This is a genomic window from Cytobacillus sp. FSL R5-0569 (genome assembly GCF_038007265.1).
GTDB lineage: Bacteria > Bacillota > Bacilli > Bacillales > Cytobacillaceae > Cytobacillus > Cytobacillus kochii.
Window position 1 is genome coordinate 3804729 of record NZ_JBBOWW010000001.1, and the last position, 17860, is coordinate 3822588.

The window sequence follows — 17860 nt, forward strand, 5'->3', positions numbered from 1 at the left end:
ATTTTCACATAATACCTACCAACCACACTTCTGGTGGATTAAACATTGACTTTCTGACTTCAAATTATTATGCAAAGTAAAAAAAGACCTTCCCTTTATAAAGGAAAGATCTCTTCACTAAGATTAGCACTCTTCTGGGGTACCAACCTTTGTTGCGGTTCTAAAAGAAGATCCACAGCCGCAATTGGCAATCGCATTTGGGTTGTCGATAGTGAAACCGCCGCCCATCATGGATTCTTTATAGTCTATTTTTGTCCCTTGTAGAATCGGTGCATCTTCTTTACTTACAACGATTTTAAGGCCATGTAATTCAAAAGGAATGTCGTCTTCTTCTACTTCTTGAGCAAAGCCCATTCCGTAAGATAATCCGCTACAGCCACCGCCCTTTACTGCTACACGTAGCTTGGCGTTCTCTTCTTCATTTTGTTTCATCATTTCTTTAATGTGAAGGGCTGCCGCTTCTGTAATCTCAACAACTTGATTCATCATAATCCCTCCAAGTTTATATTATAGGCTTAGTATATACTTCTTTACAGTGTTTCACAAACTTACTGCCTTCATTAACGTACCTATACCTTATTATATGGCAACAAAAGAGTAAAGGAACATTATTCTTCATCTAAATGTTGATAAATGTTATAAACCAATTCCTCCGCATTTTCCCCATGAATGATGTCATTGTCAACTAAAGCGAATAATAAATGCCGGCACTTCCCACAATATCCTAAACAGCCATATTCAATGACATCTAAATCATAATCTTTTTTTAACTTTGCAAAGGCATGGTGAGAACCATTGGCCATATTTGTTATACAAAATTCTACAACAATCTTCCTCATAATATTAACTCCTTATTCGCTTCCTTTTCCTTCTTTTCAAGAAACTATAAATATCAGAATATTTTTACTCCGTCCTTTCTACATAAGTTTCCTTTTGTTTTCTGTTGTGATTTAGAGATAATTTCGTTATACTTTTTATGGGATTATGCAATATGGATGGTTATATTTATTTTTTTAAGATAATTTGGACACTTGTGTTTTTTCCATTGTATCAGATTATCTTCTTGTATGAGAACGGACAAAATAAAGGGGATATCAGCAAATGAAAAATCTTGTTATTCTAGGGGGAGGATACGGAGGAATGCGAGTGCTTGCTCGCCTTTTACCGAATCAACTGCCGGATGATGTTTCGATTACTCTCGTCGACCGGGTACCTTATCATTGTTTAAAAACAGAATACTATGCACTTGCCGCTGGAACGATTTCCGATCAACATGTACGTGTTGCTTTTCCAGAACACCCTCGCTTGAACATTCAATATGGAGATATTACAAAAATTGACACAAAAGAAAAGATGGTTCATTTAAACGATCAACAACCAATTTCATATGACGATCTAATTGTTGGACTTGGTTGTGAAGATAAATACCATAATGTTCCTGGGGCAGATGTATATACTCACAGTATTCAATCTATTGCCAAGTCACGAAAAACATATGAAACGCTGAATAATTTGCCAGCCGGTGCCATTGTTTCGATTGTTGGTGCTGGTCTCAGTGGTATCGAGTTAGCATCTGAACTAAATGAAAGCAGACCTGATTTAACGGTCAAGTTGTTTGATCGGGGGAATCGCATCTTATCTGCCTTCCCAGAGAGACTAAGTAAATATGTACAAAACTGGTTTAACTCTCGAAGCGTACAAGTCATTAACAACTCTAATATCACTAAAGTCGAAGAAGGCGCTCTATACAACCATGATGAGCGGATTGAAAGTGATGTCGTTGTATGGACTGCAGGTATTCAGCCGACACATGTTGTACGTGCGATGGATGTTGAAAAAGACAAACAGGGTAGAGTCGTATTAACCAAGTATCACAATATCCCTGATGACGAGCATGTATATGTAGTAGGTGACTGCGCAAGCCTTCCTCACGCACCAAGTGCGCAACTAGCTGAAGGACAAGCAGAACAAATTGTACAAGTCCTTTTAAAACGTTGGAAAAATGAAGAACTACCCGAAACCCTTCCAGTAATAAAACTAAAAGGAATCATGGGTTCTTTAGGTAAAAAACACGGCTTTGGTTTAGTTGCCGAACGTCCAATTACAGGACGAGTAGCACGCCTTATTAAATCAGGCATTCTTTGGATGTACAAATATCATAACGGTTAATAAAACTCTTGATTATCTACAGTTTTATAATTTATTGATTTAAGAGGTTTTTTCAATCCTTTTAAATACAGGAAGTACAATTTCTTTTAGAGATTGTACTTTTTTTGTTGGGTTTTTATATTGCTCTTTCAATTGCCTTCAAAACTTTCAACAACATTGGCATAATTTGATAATCCATATCCAAGTGCTCCATACTGAATTCCAGTTCATGCTCTATCACTTTTCTCTAACATGAAAAAACATGAACCAACAACAACAACAACGGATGAAAGAGGAAAACTCGCAACTATCAAATCAACTAACGGGTTTAATGCCTAGGCCAATACCTTAGGTGATTCACCTCCAAGATACTCAGTGGCTCCCAACTGGGATTGCTTCTGGTGAAACAGCAAGCATAATCCGTAATGCATTGTTGTACCTATTCTTCTAATTCCTCTTTTGTTGCTCTTTTCCTCCCAAAAAGGATTGTTTTTAATCATTGAATATTAATTCAAAGTAATGTATTATTATTCAAAAGTTATCTGGAGGGAAAAATGAATTATAAAATTATTGAAGAACTATCTTTGAACAATTGGCAGCCATTATCTACGTTACTTTACGATGGGTGGGTACTACGATTTTCAAATGGTTATACGAAACGTGCTAATTCAATTAATCCTATCCATTATTCAACTTATGATTTAAATCAAAAAATTAGAGAATGCGAGAAAAACTACTCTAATAATGAACTAAGTACTACATTTAAAATTACGCCTTTTGTTAAACCAGAAAATTTAGATGAGATTTTGGAGGAAAAAGCTTATTCTTTAATTGATTGTACAAGTGTTCAAACCATGGCGCTAAATGGCATCATAGAACCAACCTACCATTCTGTAAAACTAGATAGAAATATTAATATTGAGTGGCTAGATAATTTTTGTAGACTGAATAATGTTGAAGAAAAAAACAAGGATACGATGGTACAAATGTTGTCCAATATTACAACTCAAAAGTGCTTTATATCACTATATTATAAAGCAGATGTGATTGCCTGTGGTCTTGGGGTTATAGAAAGGGACTACATAGGACTTTATGATATTGTCACTGACATTAAATATAGGAATCAAGGGTTTGGCGAACAGTTGATATTGAATTTACTAAAATGGGGGAAAGAAAATGGAGCTAAATACAGTTACCTAGCTGTTCTTTTGAATAATAAACCTGCATTAAGGCTTTATTCTAAAATTGGTTATTCGGAAATTTACAAGTATTGGTACAGAGTTAAAAAAAATGTTTGACCCAATCCTAATTCAACTATATCAGATAATTATAGATCCTCAACTACTCCATTATAGAGCGCTTTTGTTGAGCGAAATTTAGTCGTGGCAATTGTATAAACCATTTAATTAGATTGCCTTGATAAGATGAGAAAACGGAATATGAGAAGAATCAGATTGCACATGATTAGTCGAGTTTCTCTATATGTTTAGTAAGTAATAGGTATAAATACAATCTCTTTCCTCTTAATTTTAATAATATATGTAAAAGCAAAAAAAGGGGGGGAAGATAATGCTGTTAGGATTTAACTATCATTCACATGAAAATTGTAATGAATGCAATATATATAAGTGTAAACCTTATTATATTAGAGGAGATACTGGTCCCACCGGTGTAACTGGTCCCATTGGTTTGACGGGAGATACTGGTCCCACCGGTGTGGCCGGACCCATTGGTTTAACTGGAGTTACTGGGCCCACCGGTATAACTGGACCCATTGGTTTAACTGGAGTTACTGGGCCTACCGGTATAACTGGACCCATTGGTTTAACAGGAGTTACTGGGCCCACCGGTATAACTGGACCCATTGGTTTAACTGGAGTTACTGGGCCCACCGGTGTGACTGGACCTATTGGTTTGACAGGAGTTACCGGACCCACCGGTATAACTGGACCTATTGGTTTGACAGGAGTTACTGGGCCCACCGGTATAACTGGACCTATTGGTTTGACAGGAGCTACTGGCCCCACCGGTGTAACTGGACCCATTGGTTTGACAGGGGTTACCGGACCCACCGGTATAACTGGACCCATTGGTTTGACAGGGGTTACCGGTCCCACCGGTATAACTGGACCCATTGGTTTGACAGGGGTTACCGGACCCACCGGTATAACTGGACCTATTGGTTTGACAGGGGTTACCGGACTCACCGGTGTGACTGGGCCTATTGGTTTAACGGGGGTTACTGGGTTAACTGGAATAACGGGAGTAACAGGTCCAACTGGTGAAGCCTTTGTACCGCAGTACTTTAATGCTGCAGGAATTGGAGGAAACCAAGTAGTTGCTACAAATGAAGATGTGATTTTCGATCTATCTAGTCCAGCGTCAACTTCTGGTTTCACATTCACACCAGTATCATCAAATATAGTAGTAAATGTATCTGGTGTTTATCGTATTGACTATGCCTTATCATTACGTTCTGAAACAGGGGGAGGCACAATTAATTCTGCGTTTGCAGTAACCATTAACGGTGCTGCCCAACCCCTTTCCTTCTTTGGTGAAGAATATGTCACTTTCCCAGATACTGATAGAAGTCAATTTAACGGTTTTACAATCGTTTCTATCCCTGCTGGAGGAATAGTAACCATTAGAAACTTTAGTGCAACTATCAATTTGCTAGCTGGAACAGGGGTAGACAATCAAGCCATAAATCGTTCAGCAATTATTATACAAAGGGTTGGATAGGGTTTCCACAGGAGTAAGTCAACAACGAACATTCCCACTTACTCGCCTTTTATAGAATCATTGATTTGGATTACAAATGAAAGTTTTCTGCTCCGATAAGGAGGGAAATAGTTAAACAGGGGTTCGGAATACATTTTTTTCACCCCCCTTGCCACTAGCTTTAAAGGTTTAAGCATTAAAGCGATTCGTTTATTTTATAATACACAGTAGTTGTGATACACATCTTAATATTAATAATTGAAATTAAAAATATAGTAGTTAATTTTATTTATGAAAACACAAGAAGGTTAGGTGAAGAGGTTCGGCATAGAAGAAGTTTAATTTTCGTGAACTTTATTATGACTGGAGAAAGGTGAAACAATCAATTTGAAGCAAAATAAATAGGTATGAATAAATGCTTATTTGTTATGCTCGAAATTGATATTTTGCTCTCCGGATGGATTCTTCTTTTTAGACCGTAGAGTAAAATCTCTACGGTTTTTTGTGTTTAAAATTAGAGAAGGAATTAATATATGATCGTAATGAAAATTACTTAAATATAACTGACGAAAATCAATATGACTTTGCGACACTTATATATACAGTGATTATGGCGCTCTTGCACCTATTGACCGAAAAAAATTATTACAACATATTTTTAGAAGTTTTAAAGAAAGGCGGAAGTTTCTTTTTAGATGTCTTTACTGAGCATAAATACAATGTTTTTACAGAAAGTAATAATTGGTACTTCAGAAATAATGGAGGTTTTTGGTCTCCAGAAGGATATATAGAATTGAACCAAAATTTAAACTATGATGGTTATACTTCGCTTGAACAAACGACTATCATAACTATAAAACACCCTCGGGTATTACCATTATTTCACTTATGAAACAAACGTACTTAATTCAATTTTTCTATACAGGTGACCAATGCTTTTGGTGGATAAGATTCAAGCATGCGACTATATCCGATAGCTACTTGATCACCACTAACAATCCCCTCTAAAAGAAGTGGTGACTCTATATGTAATAATACAATTTGGTATTTTGCTTGTAATTCATCCATATCTAAATGGATGTCTTTGGCATGGAAATTTCCATCTTCTATTAAGATTTTTTCTTCTATATAAATATGTCCTACCAGTACACTCTTTTTTTCACAAGATGATGTATACAGTTCCATAGCTTTTACAGCGATTTGAGGAATTTGTGTTTGAGATATCTTACTATAGCTTACTTTCACTTTATCGCCGTTCTTTATACCCTCTGGAAGCTGAGGTGCTTTATATGATAGATAGTAGATAGTGTCGTACTTTTCTTTTAAACGATTTACATCAAGATGAAGGTCTGCCTGTTGAAAATCTTCATCACCAATTAACATATGCTTATCTAATAGAAGAAACCCTATTTTTGATCTTTCTCGAGATTCAAAAGAAGGGGAGGACAAATGCATATAAACGAAATAATTCAATCCCATAAGCAACAAAAAAATGACAATAAAACCTTTCATTCCGTTTCTCCTTTTTTACTTTTTTTCTATCACTTTTAAAAATTAGACTCATTTAGCTTTCAAAAGTTTCAACTAATAAAGGGCATTTCATAAAATATCCTTTTATCAATACGTATTCTCTTCAGGACAAAATTAAGTATCACCACAGTATTCTCTTGCTATAATGGTTGTTTTTTTACATAAAAACCAAATTCCTTTATAATGATATGAATTTTTACAAAAATAACAGTTTTCTTACTTTCTCTCTTTCTATTTTCTTATAGAGACTTGCCCTTTATAATGGCAAAGAAGCGCTTACAAAATAGTTAGGTTATATTCAAAATATTTCCTAAATAGAAAGAAGGGAGAAAATATAAATGAAGAAAAAGAGAAAAGGTTACTTGCAGCGTTCATTAGATAGTGTTGAAACAATTGGTAACAAATTGCCTCATCCCGTCACTTTATTCGCAATATTGTCATTAATTGTTTTGCTATTATCTGCTGGTCTATCACAACTAGGAATTAGGGTAGAGCACCCGGGCGAAGAAGGCAAAATGGTTGAAATTACTAACCTTTTAAGTGCAGAAGGTATCCAATATATATTTTCTAGTATGACAGATAACTTTATTGGGTTTGCCCCTCTAGGTGTCGTTTTAGTGACGATGTTAGGGATAGGTATTGCTGAGCGCTCAGGACTTATTAGTGCCTTATTACGTGGGTTTGTCTTATCAGTACCTAAGCGATTTATTACACTAGGATTAGTGTTCGCAGGAATCATGTCTAGTGTCGCTTCCGATGCAGGATATGTTGTATTACCGCCACTTGGTGCACTTCTTTTTGCAGCAGTAGGTAGACATCCATTGGCAGGATTAGCTGCAGCCTTTGCCGGGGTATCAGGAGGATTTAGTGCAAACCTTTTACTTTCAGGTACAGATGCATTATTAGGGGAGCTAACCATTGCAGGTGCTGCAATTATAGATCCTGTTTATGCAGAAGGTATGAGCATTGCCATGAATTATTGGTTCATTATTGTTTCTGTGTTTTTATTGACAGTTATAGGAGCGTGGGTAACAGAAAAAATTGTTGAACCACGACTTGGGGAATATAAAGGCGACTACAGGGAAAAAGTTGAAAAGTTAACAGCTATCGAAAAGAAGGGGTTAATCTGGTCAAGTGTTTCAATTGTAGTAGGGGCTATTTTAGCAGCATTACTCGTTTTACCGGAAGGTGCTCCAATGCGTGGTACTGGTGATCAACCAATTATCTCCTCTCCATTCATGAGTTCTTTAGTACCAATTATTGCGATTCTTTTCTTTATTCCAGGTTTAGTCTATGGCATGGTTACTAGAGAGATTAAAAATGATAAAGATGTGGCAAATCAACTCTCTGATACAATGGCGTCAATGGGAATGTTTATTGTACTAGCTTTTACAGCGGGACAATTTGTCGCTTACTTTAATGAATCTAATATTGGATTAGTTCTAGGGGTTTATGGTGCTGAATTCTTACAAAACATTAACCTCACAGGCATTCCATTAATTATCGTCTTTATTCTTATTGCTGCATTTATTAACATATTTATCGGCAGTGCTTCTGCAAAGTGGGCAATGATGGCTCCGGTATTTGTTCCAATTATGATGCAATTAGGTTATTCACCTGAACTTACTCAGATGGCCTATCGAATTGCAGATTCATCAACAAATATCATTTCTCCGTTGATGACGTATTTTGCCATTATTATTGCTTTTGCACAGAAATATGATAAAAAGATGGGAATTGGTACGCTTGTATCAACAATGATTCCTTATTCAATGTTCTTCTTAGTCGGATGGACACTTATGTTGATTGTGTGGATGTTACTTGGTATAGAGCTTGGACCAGGTGCACCGATTATGTATGAATAAATGCTTTTTTAACAAAAAATGCAGCCTCTATCTCATTCATCTGAGGTCAGAGGTTGCATCTTTTTTTCATTCACACCGCTGTAAATCCGTATTTCTCCATCTCCGCATAAATCACTTTCAACCTAGGATTACCTTCTCCAACAATTTGATCTTTGATTTTAACTACGGGATAAAACATATCTTCTTCAATTACACGAGAGGCAAAAGCTTTTTTTTCTTCATCTAATGGTGGGTTGAATATATCGACATATGATACTTTAAATTTTTGGTTTTCAAACTTTCTTGCCAGTGCCGCTTCAAGCCATTCGTATGTCTCTTTAGATGACGGTAAATTCACACAGCTTGCACATAGAACATCTGCTCCATATACAATAATCTCTAATTGGTCAGCCATGAAATGCTTCCCCCTTTTTCAATAAAAAAAATAATTTCACTCTTCATTCTATTTTACAATATAGTATAATAACAGACATAAGTAAATGTTTCCTTATCATAGATTTTTATGGTTATCTTGATTATAATATAGATATGAAAGGAGTCGATTTTAAATGGCAGAACAAGCAGAAATGACAGGTCAAGTCCAAGAAGTACTAGATAAATTAAGACCGTTCCTTCTTCGTGATGGAGGAGATTGTGAATTAGTAGATGTAGAAGACGGGATTGTAAAATTACGTCTTTTAGGCGCATGTGGTAGTTGCCCAAGTTCTACAATTACTCTTAAAGCAGGTATTGAACGTGCTCTTTTAGAAGAAGTTCCTGGTGTTGTGGAAGTAGAACAAGTTTTCTAATGCCTACTTAATTAAAAAAGCGATGTCACATGACATCGCTTTTTATTTTTGAACTATTTTCTTTATAAATACGACTACCGATTAAATCCATTTGCAATGGAACTACTTTCATTCCATGTAAACCTGCACTCAAGAGCGTTGCCAGTTTTTGTCCTTCCCCATCACGAGCTAAGCATAATATAGTCGGTCCTGCGCCACTTAGTGCTACACCAAGTGCACCATTCGCCATTGCAACTTTTTCTACTCCTTCAAGCTCTGGTACAATTTCTTTACGATAAGGTTGATGATAAAGATCTTTCATCATCATTTTACCCGCTTGTTCATAATTCCCACTAATAAGTGAAGCAATAAATACATTGCCAATTGCCCCTGCGTGAACAGCCTGTTTATAAGAAAGTTCCGTTGGCAATACTTGGCGCGATTTCTTCGTTAATAATTCAGATGTTGGGATACAAACGACAAAATCAACTTGAAGGTGGTATAGCGATAAAGCGTCTACACCATCATCTGTTTGACTACCGATTAGCAATCCTCCAAGCAGGGAAGCACCGACATTATCGGGATGTCCTTCTATTTCAGTTGCCCATTCGAGCTTTTGTTGTTTTGTTAATCGTAAATCACATAATGTATCAGCAAGTTCGATTCCAGCAACAATCGCTGCCGCACTTGAACCTAACCCTCTAGCAATGGGGATATCACTGCTCACCGTTAATCGACAAGGTGGGCATTCCTGATTGTATTTCTTTGCTGTTTGCATAGCCACTTGAATAATGTAATTCCGCTCATCTGTTGGAAACGTCATCAATCCTTCCGAAAGAGGAATGACTTCCCATTGATCATGGGTTGTTACCTCAAGTCGCAAATACAAATTGAGAGCCAAACCAATGGAATCAAAGCCTGGCCCTAAATTTGCTGTACTAGCAGGTACTTCAATGACTAGCATTTCACCTGCCATCATACGTGGACAACTCCCTTTATATGCGCTGCCACAGCTTGCTCATCATTTGGCAATTTCACAGGTTGAACGGGACTCGCATCAATCGCCGTATTCGGATCTTTCAATCCATTTCCAGTTAAAACTGCTACTACTTTTGTTTGATGCTTAATTTCTCCATTACGTAATTGCTTATATACTCCTGCAAGAGAGGCACATGATGCCGGTTCAGCGAAAATCCCCTCTGATGAAGCTAATTTTCTATACATACAAAGAATCTCTTCGTCACTGACTTCATCAATTTTCCCTTGCGATTCTTTCGCTGCATTCACAGCTAAATCCCAGCTTGCTGGATTACCGATACGGATAGCTGTAGCAACTGTTTCAGGGTTTTCAAAAACACGATTATGAACAATAGCTGCTGCACCCTCTGCTTCAAATCCATGCATTTTTGGTAGGCCTGTTTGTTTAGCTTGATGATATTCTTTAAACCCTTTCCAGTAAGCGCTAATATTGCCCGCGTTTCCAACTGGTAAGGAGAGAATATCTGGCGCCTTCCCACCTAACTGATCACAAATTTCAAATGCTGCTGTTTTTTGCCCCTCAAGACGATAAGGGTTTACAGAGTTTACCAATGTAACAGCTTCTGTTTCACTAATTTTTCTAACCATTGATAAAGCTTGATCAAAATTCCCTTCAATTGAAACCACTTCTGCCCCGTACATGACTGCCTGTGCTAATTTTCCCATAGCGATTTTTCCTTCAGGAATCACGACAATACATCTTAGACCAGATCTCGCTGCATAGGCTGCTGCCGCTGCTGAAGTATTACCTGTAGATGCACAAATAATTGCTTCACTTCCAGCTTCTTTCGCTTTAGCTACAGCCATAACCATACCGCGGTCTTTAAATGAACCTGTTGGGTTTGCTCCTTCTGTTTTCACATATAAATCAATGCCCCAATCTCTTGAAAGGTTATCTAACCGAATTAAAGGAGTGTTGCCTTCATTTAGTGTTAGCATCGGAGTATTTTCAGTTATTGGTAAAAAATCTTTATATGATTGTAATAAGCCTTCCCATCTCATCGTTTGGCTCCTCCTTCTACACGATACGAACTTTTAATCTCTTTTACTGCCTCTAAGTCTCTTAAATGAAGCATAATATTTTCATAGTCTTCTAACGATGCTTGGTGTGTAACCACTACAATTTCAGCTAGTTCTTTCTCTTTGACAGGTACTTGTAGAATCTTCTCGAAACTCACACCTCTTTGCGAGAAGATATTTGTGATATTAGCGAAAACACCGACTTCATCACTTACATGTAAGCGCAGGAAGTATTTGGCGAAAATTTCATTATCGTCTTTTAATTTCTTCTCAAACTGTGGAACTGCCGCACTTCTTCCATTAACTCCTAATCTCATATTCTTCATGACTGCAACCAAGTCTGAAACAACAGCTGTTGCTGTAGGTAAGCTTCCCGCTCCTGGACCATAAAACATTGTTTCACCCACTGCCTCACCATACACATATACGGCGTTATATTCATCCTGTACACCCGCAAGTGGATGGGTTTCTGCTAACATCGTCGGTTGTACACTCACTTCTACTTTTTCGCCTTCTCGGTGAGCGATCCCAATTAATTTCATTGAATAGCCGAGTTGCTTCGCATATTGTAAATCTTCTTCCGTGATTTCCGTAATCCCGTTAACCTTCACATCATCTAAATCAATATTCATAGAGAAGCCTAATGTTGATAGAATGGCCATTTTTCTAGCTGCATCTAACCCTTCTACATCAGCAGTAGGGTCACTTTCTGCATAACCAAGTGCTTGTGCCTCTTTTAGAACCTCTTCGTAAGCACTGCCCTCTTTACTCATTTTTGTCAAAATAAAGTTTGTCGTGCCGTTAACAATGCCCATCATTTTCGTAATGCGGTCAGATGCTAAACCATCTACTAGCCCTCTTAAAATAGGAATACCACCAGCTACACTTGCTTCATAAAATAAGTCACATTGATTTTCCGAAGCAGATTGTAATAATTCCGGCCCATAAACCGCCATTAAATCCTTATTAGCTGTCACAATATGCTTATGGTGATTGATTGCTTCTTGGAGATAATCCTTCGTTTTCTCCAGTCCACCCATCACTTCGATGACTACATCTATATTATCGTTCTTTAAGATATCATCAGGGTTCGCTGTAAGTAGCTCTGGGTTTATTTCTACCTCTCGCTCTTTATCTAACTCTCTCACCAGAATTTTACTCACCTTTACCGGGCATCCAATTTGATGCATAAGCTTATCCTGGTTTCTTTCAATGATTTTTACTACACCTGAACCTACTGTGCCCAAACCTAATAAACCGATCGAGATTGCTTCCATTTCCGTTCCCCCTTAGATTGTTCTTATAGAAAGTACATTTGTATTTGTATAGTAGACATTATAGACCTGTTTCTTGTCTTTGACAATAGGAGAACGTAGTTTTTTCTATTTTTCTATTAACGCTTTATCTTATAAAAATTTATAGAATCCGACTCTTGAAAATAAAAAAAGACATTTTCATAAAAACTGAAAATGTCTTCATCCTGCTTATTCTTTATTTTTTTTCACAAAAATAACTATACATTCAATAAGTGCCACGATAATGAGGGATATACCAAATAAAGGCATCAGTATACCTAAAAGGACCATTAACACTATAAAACCAATGGATAGTCCTTTGAAATTTTTCGGTGGTGCAGAAAACTTGTCTTTTTTCTTCCGCGAAAGCCATGTTTTAAAACCCCAAAAAATAACAAAAAGAAAAGCAAGACAAACTACTAAGTTTAAAACCTTATTTGGCCAGCCAAATAAATGACCTTCATGTAATGGAATCCCCCATGTAAACCATTTTTGCAAAAGATTATAATCCTCATAATTAACAGCGGCGATGTATTCACCGGAATATTGGTCAAAGTAAGTAGTCATTTCTTCTGACGGACTCACATCCAAACCCGTCACACCGGAATTGCTTCCTTTAGAAACGATATAAACACCGTCATCAGCAGAAGGATAAACAATAGAATAAGGTTTACTAATATTTTCACTTTCCACTTCATCTATTAATTGCCCTACTGAAATCATAAACTCATTATGTTCACTCTGAGAGGATCCTCCGTGATGATGGGCATGAGGATCATCAGATGCTGGGGTTTCCTCTTGCCTTGTCGCCCACGGGATCTCATTAATATCAGATGTTGGTGGATTTAATTCCAGTTCAGGTGCATTATTACTGGCAGTTGTATAGATTATATTCCCCATAACCGCAGACCACGGTAAGCCCGTGAAAATAATAACTACCATTGGAATGGTAATGATTACACCTATAAGTGCATGTAATTTTTTATTACGAAAGTTCTTAGAACCATTTGCTTTTCTCGTTAAGATCTTCCCTTTAAAAGTCATATACAACCCACTGATTAGTAGAAAGATGGCCCAACAGGCCGCTAGTTCAACTAAATAATTGACCGGTGTTCCTCCTACAAATAGGGAGCTATGTATGCTACGCATCACATTTGAGTATGTATTGGCTGCATTCTGACTCCCAACAATTTGGTTTTGTTCATCAAGGAAAACATACTTTTGCTCCCCAGCCTCATCTGTTAAAGTTAAACGAGTATTATATGGCTCCTCCATGATACTAATCTTTGTAACAGCAAACCCATGAAAGTCTTTTTCAACTTTCTCAATTCCTTCTTCTATCGTTAATTGTTCATTGCTTTCACTATCTCCAAAGAATAAATCATCATATAATTGATTTTCGACTTCTGGAAAAAACAAATAACCAATTCCTGAAAGAGTTAATGTAATAAGTAAGGGAGCAATAAAAATCCCCGCAAAAAAATGCCATCTCCAAAAACGATTATAAAATCCCTTTTTCATCTTGTATGCTCCTACTCTATAATCATAAAATTAGTTCGAATGACAACAGCCACCAGACATTTGCTTCACAATTTCTTTTATCGCTTCTTCAAACGGTAAGATTTCTCCGCCAAACCCTTGTTGGAATTGTTTGGCATGTTTATAAGAATTGAAACAAATCACTTGAGGGTGGCAGCAATTTAAATCAAGGTCAGCATTAATTAAATACAATGCTGCTTTTGCGCTCATCGTCGTATCTTTTAAGAAGTCTCTACAAATAATTTGTGTCACATCTTCCTTAATATCTTCATAACGTAATAATCCACAATGAGGACAACATGTTTGCTCAATCACATCATTCTCTCTGATGATTTGCACTGATAATCTTGCTTGCAATGGTTTCAAACAATAAGTACATTGGTTCTCTTTCGTTATATTTCTTGGAATGAGTGCAATCCCGTTAGATGTTTTAATGATTTTATCCTGTTTCAATAATGGTTTTATATCTCGATAAACTGTCATTTCTGATACGCCTAGTCTCTTACTAATTGTCGAAACTTTTAATGATCCTTCTTTCTCTAGCCAATCTATCATTTTTTCTCTTCTTTCAATTGGCAACATGAAATCCCTCCTCAAAAATATTCTTGTTAGTAAAAGTGAATTCATAACGAATAATAACATAAAATCACATATTTTCATTAGTTACTCTAAACAATTACTAAAAGGTTTGCTATCTATACACACTCTTTTCATATATATTGGGTTTTTTTCACATTTCAAAAAACACCATGATGAAAAAGAAATGTACTTGTGGATTATTTTTTAGGAGCATAAAGATAAATGAAATGTCAAAAACCCGTGTGCTATAACGCCCACGGGTTTTAACCTACTCGTTTAATTTACAAAGATGGTTTATTATTTTACTGGTGTAAGTGGAGTCCCATCTGAAAATACTCGGTCAATGTTCTGTACGCATAATTCCATCATTTTATATCTTGTTTCAGTAGTTGCACTTCCAATATGAGGTAATGCGACTACTTGTTTTAATTGCAATAGAGGATGCTCTCCTGAGATTGGTTCTTCTGCGAACACATCTAATCCAGCTCCGGCAATTTCACCCTCTACTAAGGCAGAGTAGAGATCATCTTCATTGACTACTGGTCCACGTGAGGCATTCACAAAAATAGCTGAAGGTTTCATTTGCTGAAAGACTTCTTTTGTAAAAAGATTTTTTGTTTCAGTTGTTAAAGGCGTTAAACAGACGATAAAATCAGATTGACTGACAAGTTCTTCAAATGAAACATACTGAGCATGAAGTTCTTCTTCCGCTCTCTTTTTCCTCGAACGATTATAATAAAGGATATGCATATCAAATCCTTTTGCACGTTTAGCAACCACCTCACCAATACTCCCCATTCCAACAATTCCAATGGTTTTTCTATGGACGTCATGTCCAGCTAATAGCAGTGGACTCCAGCTTTTCCACTGATTATTTTTCACATATTCTGCCGCTTCAATCATTCTCCTTGCCGTAGCTAATAATAATGAAAAAGTCAGATCAGCTGTTGATTCTGTTAGGACATCAGGTGTATTAGTGATTGTTACATTCGCGCGCTCTGCCGCTTGTATATCTATGTTGTCATAACCAACTGCCATATTGGCCACAACCTTTAATTTCGGGGCATGTTGAAATAATTCCTCATCTACTTTTTCTGATAACATTGTCATTAAGCCTTCTGCATCTTTCACCTTTTCGAGTAACACATGACGAGGGATTACTACATCCTCCTTGTCCCACATCTCAACATCGTATTTTGCTTGTAATGGCTCAATGACCTCATTTGGAAGTTTCCTTGTAATAAACAATTTCTTACCCATTCTTTCACCACTTCCCATTTTCTTTTCATTATAGGCAAATTTTTCATTTGGTGGAAGTGATTTTGCTTAGTGAGAAAGCACGATCCAGCTTGAACTTGGCTCGTGCTTATAAAATGGTTGATCTTTAGCTTCAGGTGAAGACTCATCTTAATTAATTGCTACATTATTGGAATGAAGGTGTGCTTATTTCAGATTTCCCCACACTTTCCAACTTTGTTGACTGATGAAGTGGAAATAAATATATTTTATTTCGATACCAACCATTCAGGCATAGGAATATACCATTGTTTAGATACTTCCTGATGGTTTACGATTTCAAAAAAACGCGATATGAATTGTTCATATTCTGGCGATTGGTGCAAATACTTTTCTAATTTTTCCTTCAGAATATTTCGTTCTTGTTCTGTTTGTGCACCGTAATAGCTTTCGACGCATTCAAAATAATGAAGTGGGAACATCATTCTCGCATAATATAAACGCCATGAAAAACTTGACAATGGACTGATCGATTCATATTCTTCAACAAACTTTCTTACATCTGGTTGATAGGTTTTTATATTCTTGAAGTACTTCTCTCTCGTCCATTCGGCTAAATCTCTTGTGGCATGGTCAAATACCCAATCAAAAGGGTTTTTCACATAATATTGTTCTCCCCATGTACGATTAGAAAATCTCTCATGGCAGACAGTGCCAGTATCAGTCATCATCGGTTCATCATCAAATTCCGTATCAACAATATATTGAATCGCATTTTCAGCCATTCCCATGTAATAAGGAAATGATTCTAAAAATAGGCGGTCAAATTCACTTTCTCCATCAAATTGAAATACCATATCATTCCATACCTTTTCCATTTGATCGAGTCTTGTTTCCCACAGTGTTTTCCATTGACCGATTCGACTTGTTTGTTCCACTGCAAAATTAACCGTTCTCCCTCGAAAGTGGAATTTTGCCAACTTCCTGCCGAAATGTCCTTCTTTTCTTGGCTGTAAACGTTGATTACTTAAAACTGCATATCTCGCTTCCTCCCACTCAGTATAAGGCTTTCCTTCTGTTGTTTTTTTAAATCCAGCAATATTCTTATCCCCACTCATTCTTAAATGCTCTGCAATTTGATCCAGTTCAGTTAGCGCCTCTTCTTTTAAATGATTCGCAGGGACTAATATATACACTTCATTTTGTGATTTACAAGCATTATAATGATCAAATCGAAACTCTTCTTCCGCCTGAATATTATATTTTTCCTTGAGTAAACGTCTTAACATTCGTCATAACCCCCTTTTAATCAAGCTAAATAGATGCATTTTATTCAAATATATGAAAAAATAGCTAAAACTTGTTGATTTATTTTTAGGGGATATGATGGTTTGAAAGTTCGCAAGCTATCATTACTATCATATATTAGTAAAGAGCAGCATAAAGCGAATAAAATTATAGAAAAAGGTGAACTCATGAGTGAAGAAAAAGCAATTACTTTAACAGAGAAAACAGCAAGAAAATGGCTCAAAGAACGAGGAGTAGAGATTGTTGATATTGCTGAGTTAGTGTATTTTCTTCAAGAGAAATATCATCAAAACTTGAAAATAGAAACATGTATCGACAATGTAGAAAGAGTATTATCCAAACGTGAAGTGCAAAACGCCATTCTCACCGGTATTCAATTAGATATGCTTGCAGAAGAAAAGAAATTAATGGAACCACTGCAATCCATTATTGAAACAGATGAAGGATTATATGGTGTTGACGAAGTTTTAGCGCTATCAATTGTAAATGTGTATGGTTCAATCGGAATGACCAATTTTGGTTATGTAGATAAATTAAAACCCGGTATCTTAGGTCCATTAAATGATAAAAACTCTGAAAGATGCCATACTTTTTTAGATGATATTGTTGGTGCCATTGCTGCTGCGGCTTCTAGTCGCCTTGCCCACCGTGCGCATCATGTGGAATAGATAGAAGAAAAATAGTAGGACATCACTTTATAGTGAGCCTGCTATTTTTATTTTACTCGCCTTTATATTACTGCAGAGTTTTAGATAAATTTGTTGTTATAAAAAGCGTTCATGTTCACTCGCATGACTGTCTATAATCGTCTTCT

Annotated in this window: 17 protein-coding genes; 6 read left to right on the forward strand and 11 right to left on the reverse strand. The window is 36.6% G+C overall.

The window, feature by feature from the left end:
• Window positions 1-123: 123 nt before the first annotated feature.
• Both MKX78_RS19260 and MKX78_RS19265 read right to left on the reverse strand, forming a co-directional pair.
• Window positions 124-486 carry a HesB/IscA family protein gene (locus MKX78_RS19260; RefSeq protein WP_322910422.1) on the reverse strand — a complete coding sequence of 121 codons (363 nt, stop codon included), beginning with the start codon at window positions 484-486 and terminating at the stop codon, window positions 124-126.
• Between the two features lie 122 nt (window positions 487-608).
• The gene (locus MKX78_RS19265; RefSeq protein ID WP_224938063.1) at window positions 609-839 is read right to left on the reverse strand and encodes a DUF1450 domain-containing protein; all 231 of its coding nucleotides are present in this window, start codon (window positions 837-839) and stop codon (window positions 609-611) included.
• A 262-nt stretch (window positions 840-1101) separates the two neighbouring features.
• Between MKX78_RS19265 and MKX78_RS19270 the strand changes: the two genes are divergently transcribed.
• From MKX78_RS19270 to MKX78_RS19280, 3 genes are all read left to right on the forward strand, one after another.
• Window positions 1102-2169, forward strand: a complete 1068-nt coding sequence (locus MKX78_RS19270; RefSeq protein ID WP_095372031.1) for an NAD(P)/FAD-dependent oxidoreductase — start codon at window positions 1102-1104, stop codon at window positions 2167-2169.
• 533 nt (window positions 2170-2702) lie between these two features.
• The gene (locus MKX78_RS19275) at window positions 2703-3446 is read left to right on the forward strand and encodes a GNAT family N-acetyltransferase (protein WP_322910423.1); all 744 of its coding nucleotides are present in this window, start codon (window positions 2703-2705) and stop codon (window positions 3444-3446) included.
• Between the two features lie 271 nt (window positions 3447-3717).
• The gene (locus tag MKX78_RS19280) at window positions 3718-4890 is read left to right on the forward strand and encodes a hypothetical protein (RefSeq protein ID WP_322910424.1); all 1173 of its coding nucleotides are present in this window, start codon (window positions 3718-3720) and stop codon (window positions 4888-4890) included.
• 882 nt (window positions 4891-5772) lie between these two features.
• On the opposite strand, the gene MKX78_RS19285 is transcribed toward MKX78_RS19280, so the two are convergent.
• A complete protein-coding gene (locus MKX78_RS19285) occupies window positions 5773-6381 on the reverse strand; it encodes a hypothetical protein (RefSeq protein ID WP_340976339.1) in 609 nt (202 codons plus the stop codon).
• Between the two features lie 356 nt (window positions 6382-6737).
• Here MKX78_RS19285 and MKX78_RS19290 point away from each other — a divergent pair, with 356 nt between their 5' ends.
• A complete protein-coding gene (locus tag MKX78_RS19290) occupies window positions 6738-8264 on the forward strand; it encodes an AbgT family transporter (protein WP_307318358.1) in 1527 nt (508 codons plus the stop codon).
• A gap of 70 nt (window positions 8265-8334) precedes the next feature.
• Here MKX78_RS19290 and MKX78_RS19295 read toward each other — a convergent pair whose 3' ends face one another.
• Window positions 8335-8658, reverse strand: coding sequence for a YuzD family protein (locus MKX78_RS19295; RefSeq protein ID WP_095372025.1), 324 nt, complete (start codon window positions 8656-8658; stop codon window positions 8335-8337).
• 154 nt (window positions 8659-8812) lie between these two features.
• On the opposite strand from MKX78_RS19295, the gene MKX78_RS19300 reads away from it, so the two are divergent.
• The gene (locus tag MKX78_RS19300) at window positions 8813-9052 is read left to right on the forward strand and encodes a NifU family protein (RefSeq protein ID WP_095372024.1); all 240 of its coding nucleotides are present in this window, start codon (window positions 8813-8815) and stop codon (window positions 9050-9052) included.
• Window positions 9053-9077: 25 nt separating this feature from the next.
• Here MKX78_RS19300 and thrB read toward each other — a convergent pair whose 3' ends face one another.
• From thrB to yutH, 7 genes are all read right to left on the reverse strand, one after another.
• Window positions 9078-10010, reverse strand: coding sequence for a homoserine kinase (gene thrB, locus MKX78_RS19305; RefSeq protein WP_341051952.1), 933 nt, complete (start codon window positions 10008-10010; stop codon window positions 9078-9080).
• Window positions 10007-11071, reverse strand: a complete 1065-nt coding sequence (thrC, locus tag MKX78_RS19310; RefSeq protein WP_095372022.1) for a threonine synthase — start codon at window positions 11069-11071, stop codon at window positions 10007-10009. Before thrC ends, thrB begins: the two co-directional genes overlap by 4 nt.
• Window positions 11068-12366: a homoserine dehydrogenase gene (locus MKX78_RS19315; RefSeq protein WP_307318364.1), complete on the reverse strand. Its 1299-nt coding sequence runs from the start codon at window positions 12364-12366 to the stop codon at window positions 11068-11070. The genes thrC and MKX78_RS19315 overlap by 4 nt, the downstream gene beginning before the upstream one ends.
• 207 nt (window positions 12367-12573) lie before the next feature.
• A complete protein-coding gene (locus MKX78_RS19320; RefSeq protein ID WP_307318366.1) occupies window positions 12574-13905 on the reverse strand; it encodes a PepSY-associated TM helix domain-containing protein in 1332 nt (443 codons plus the stop codon).
• Between the two features lie 30 nt (window positions 13906-13935).
• Entirely contained in the window at window positions 13936-14505 is a 570-nt protein-coding gene (locus MKX78_RS19325) for a DeoR family transcriptional regulator (protein WP_095372019.1), read from the reverse strand.
• Window positions 14506-14799: 294 nt separating this feature from the next.
• The gene (locus MKX78_RS19330; RefSeq protein ID WP_341051956.1) at window positions 14800-15762 is read right to left on the reverse strand and encodes a 2-hydroxyacid dehydrogenase; all 963 of its coding nucleotides are present in this window, start codon (window positions 15760-15762) and stop codon (window positions 14800-14802) included.
• A 245-nt stretch (window positions 15763-16007) separates the two neighbouring features.
• Window positions 16008-17027 carry a spore coat putative kinase YutH gene (yutH, locus tag MKX78_RS19335; RefSeq protein WP_307318367.1) on the reverse strand — a complete coding sequence of 340 codons (1020 nt, stop codon included), beginning with the start codon at window positions 17025-17027 and terminating at the stop codon, window positions 16008-16010.
• 186 nt (window positions 17028-17213) lie between these two features.
• Here yutH and MKX78_RS19340 point away from each other — a divergent pair, with 186 nt between their 5' ends.
• Window positions 17214-17714, forward strand: a complete 501-nt coding sequence (locus MKX78_RS19340; RefSeq protein ID WP_095373610.1) for a phosphatidylglycerophosphatase A family protein — start codon at window positions 17214-17216, stop codon at window positions 17712-17714.
• Window positions 17715-17860 lie beyond the last annotated feature (146 nt).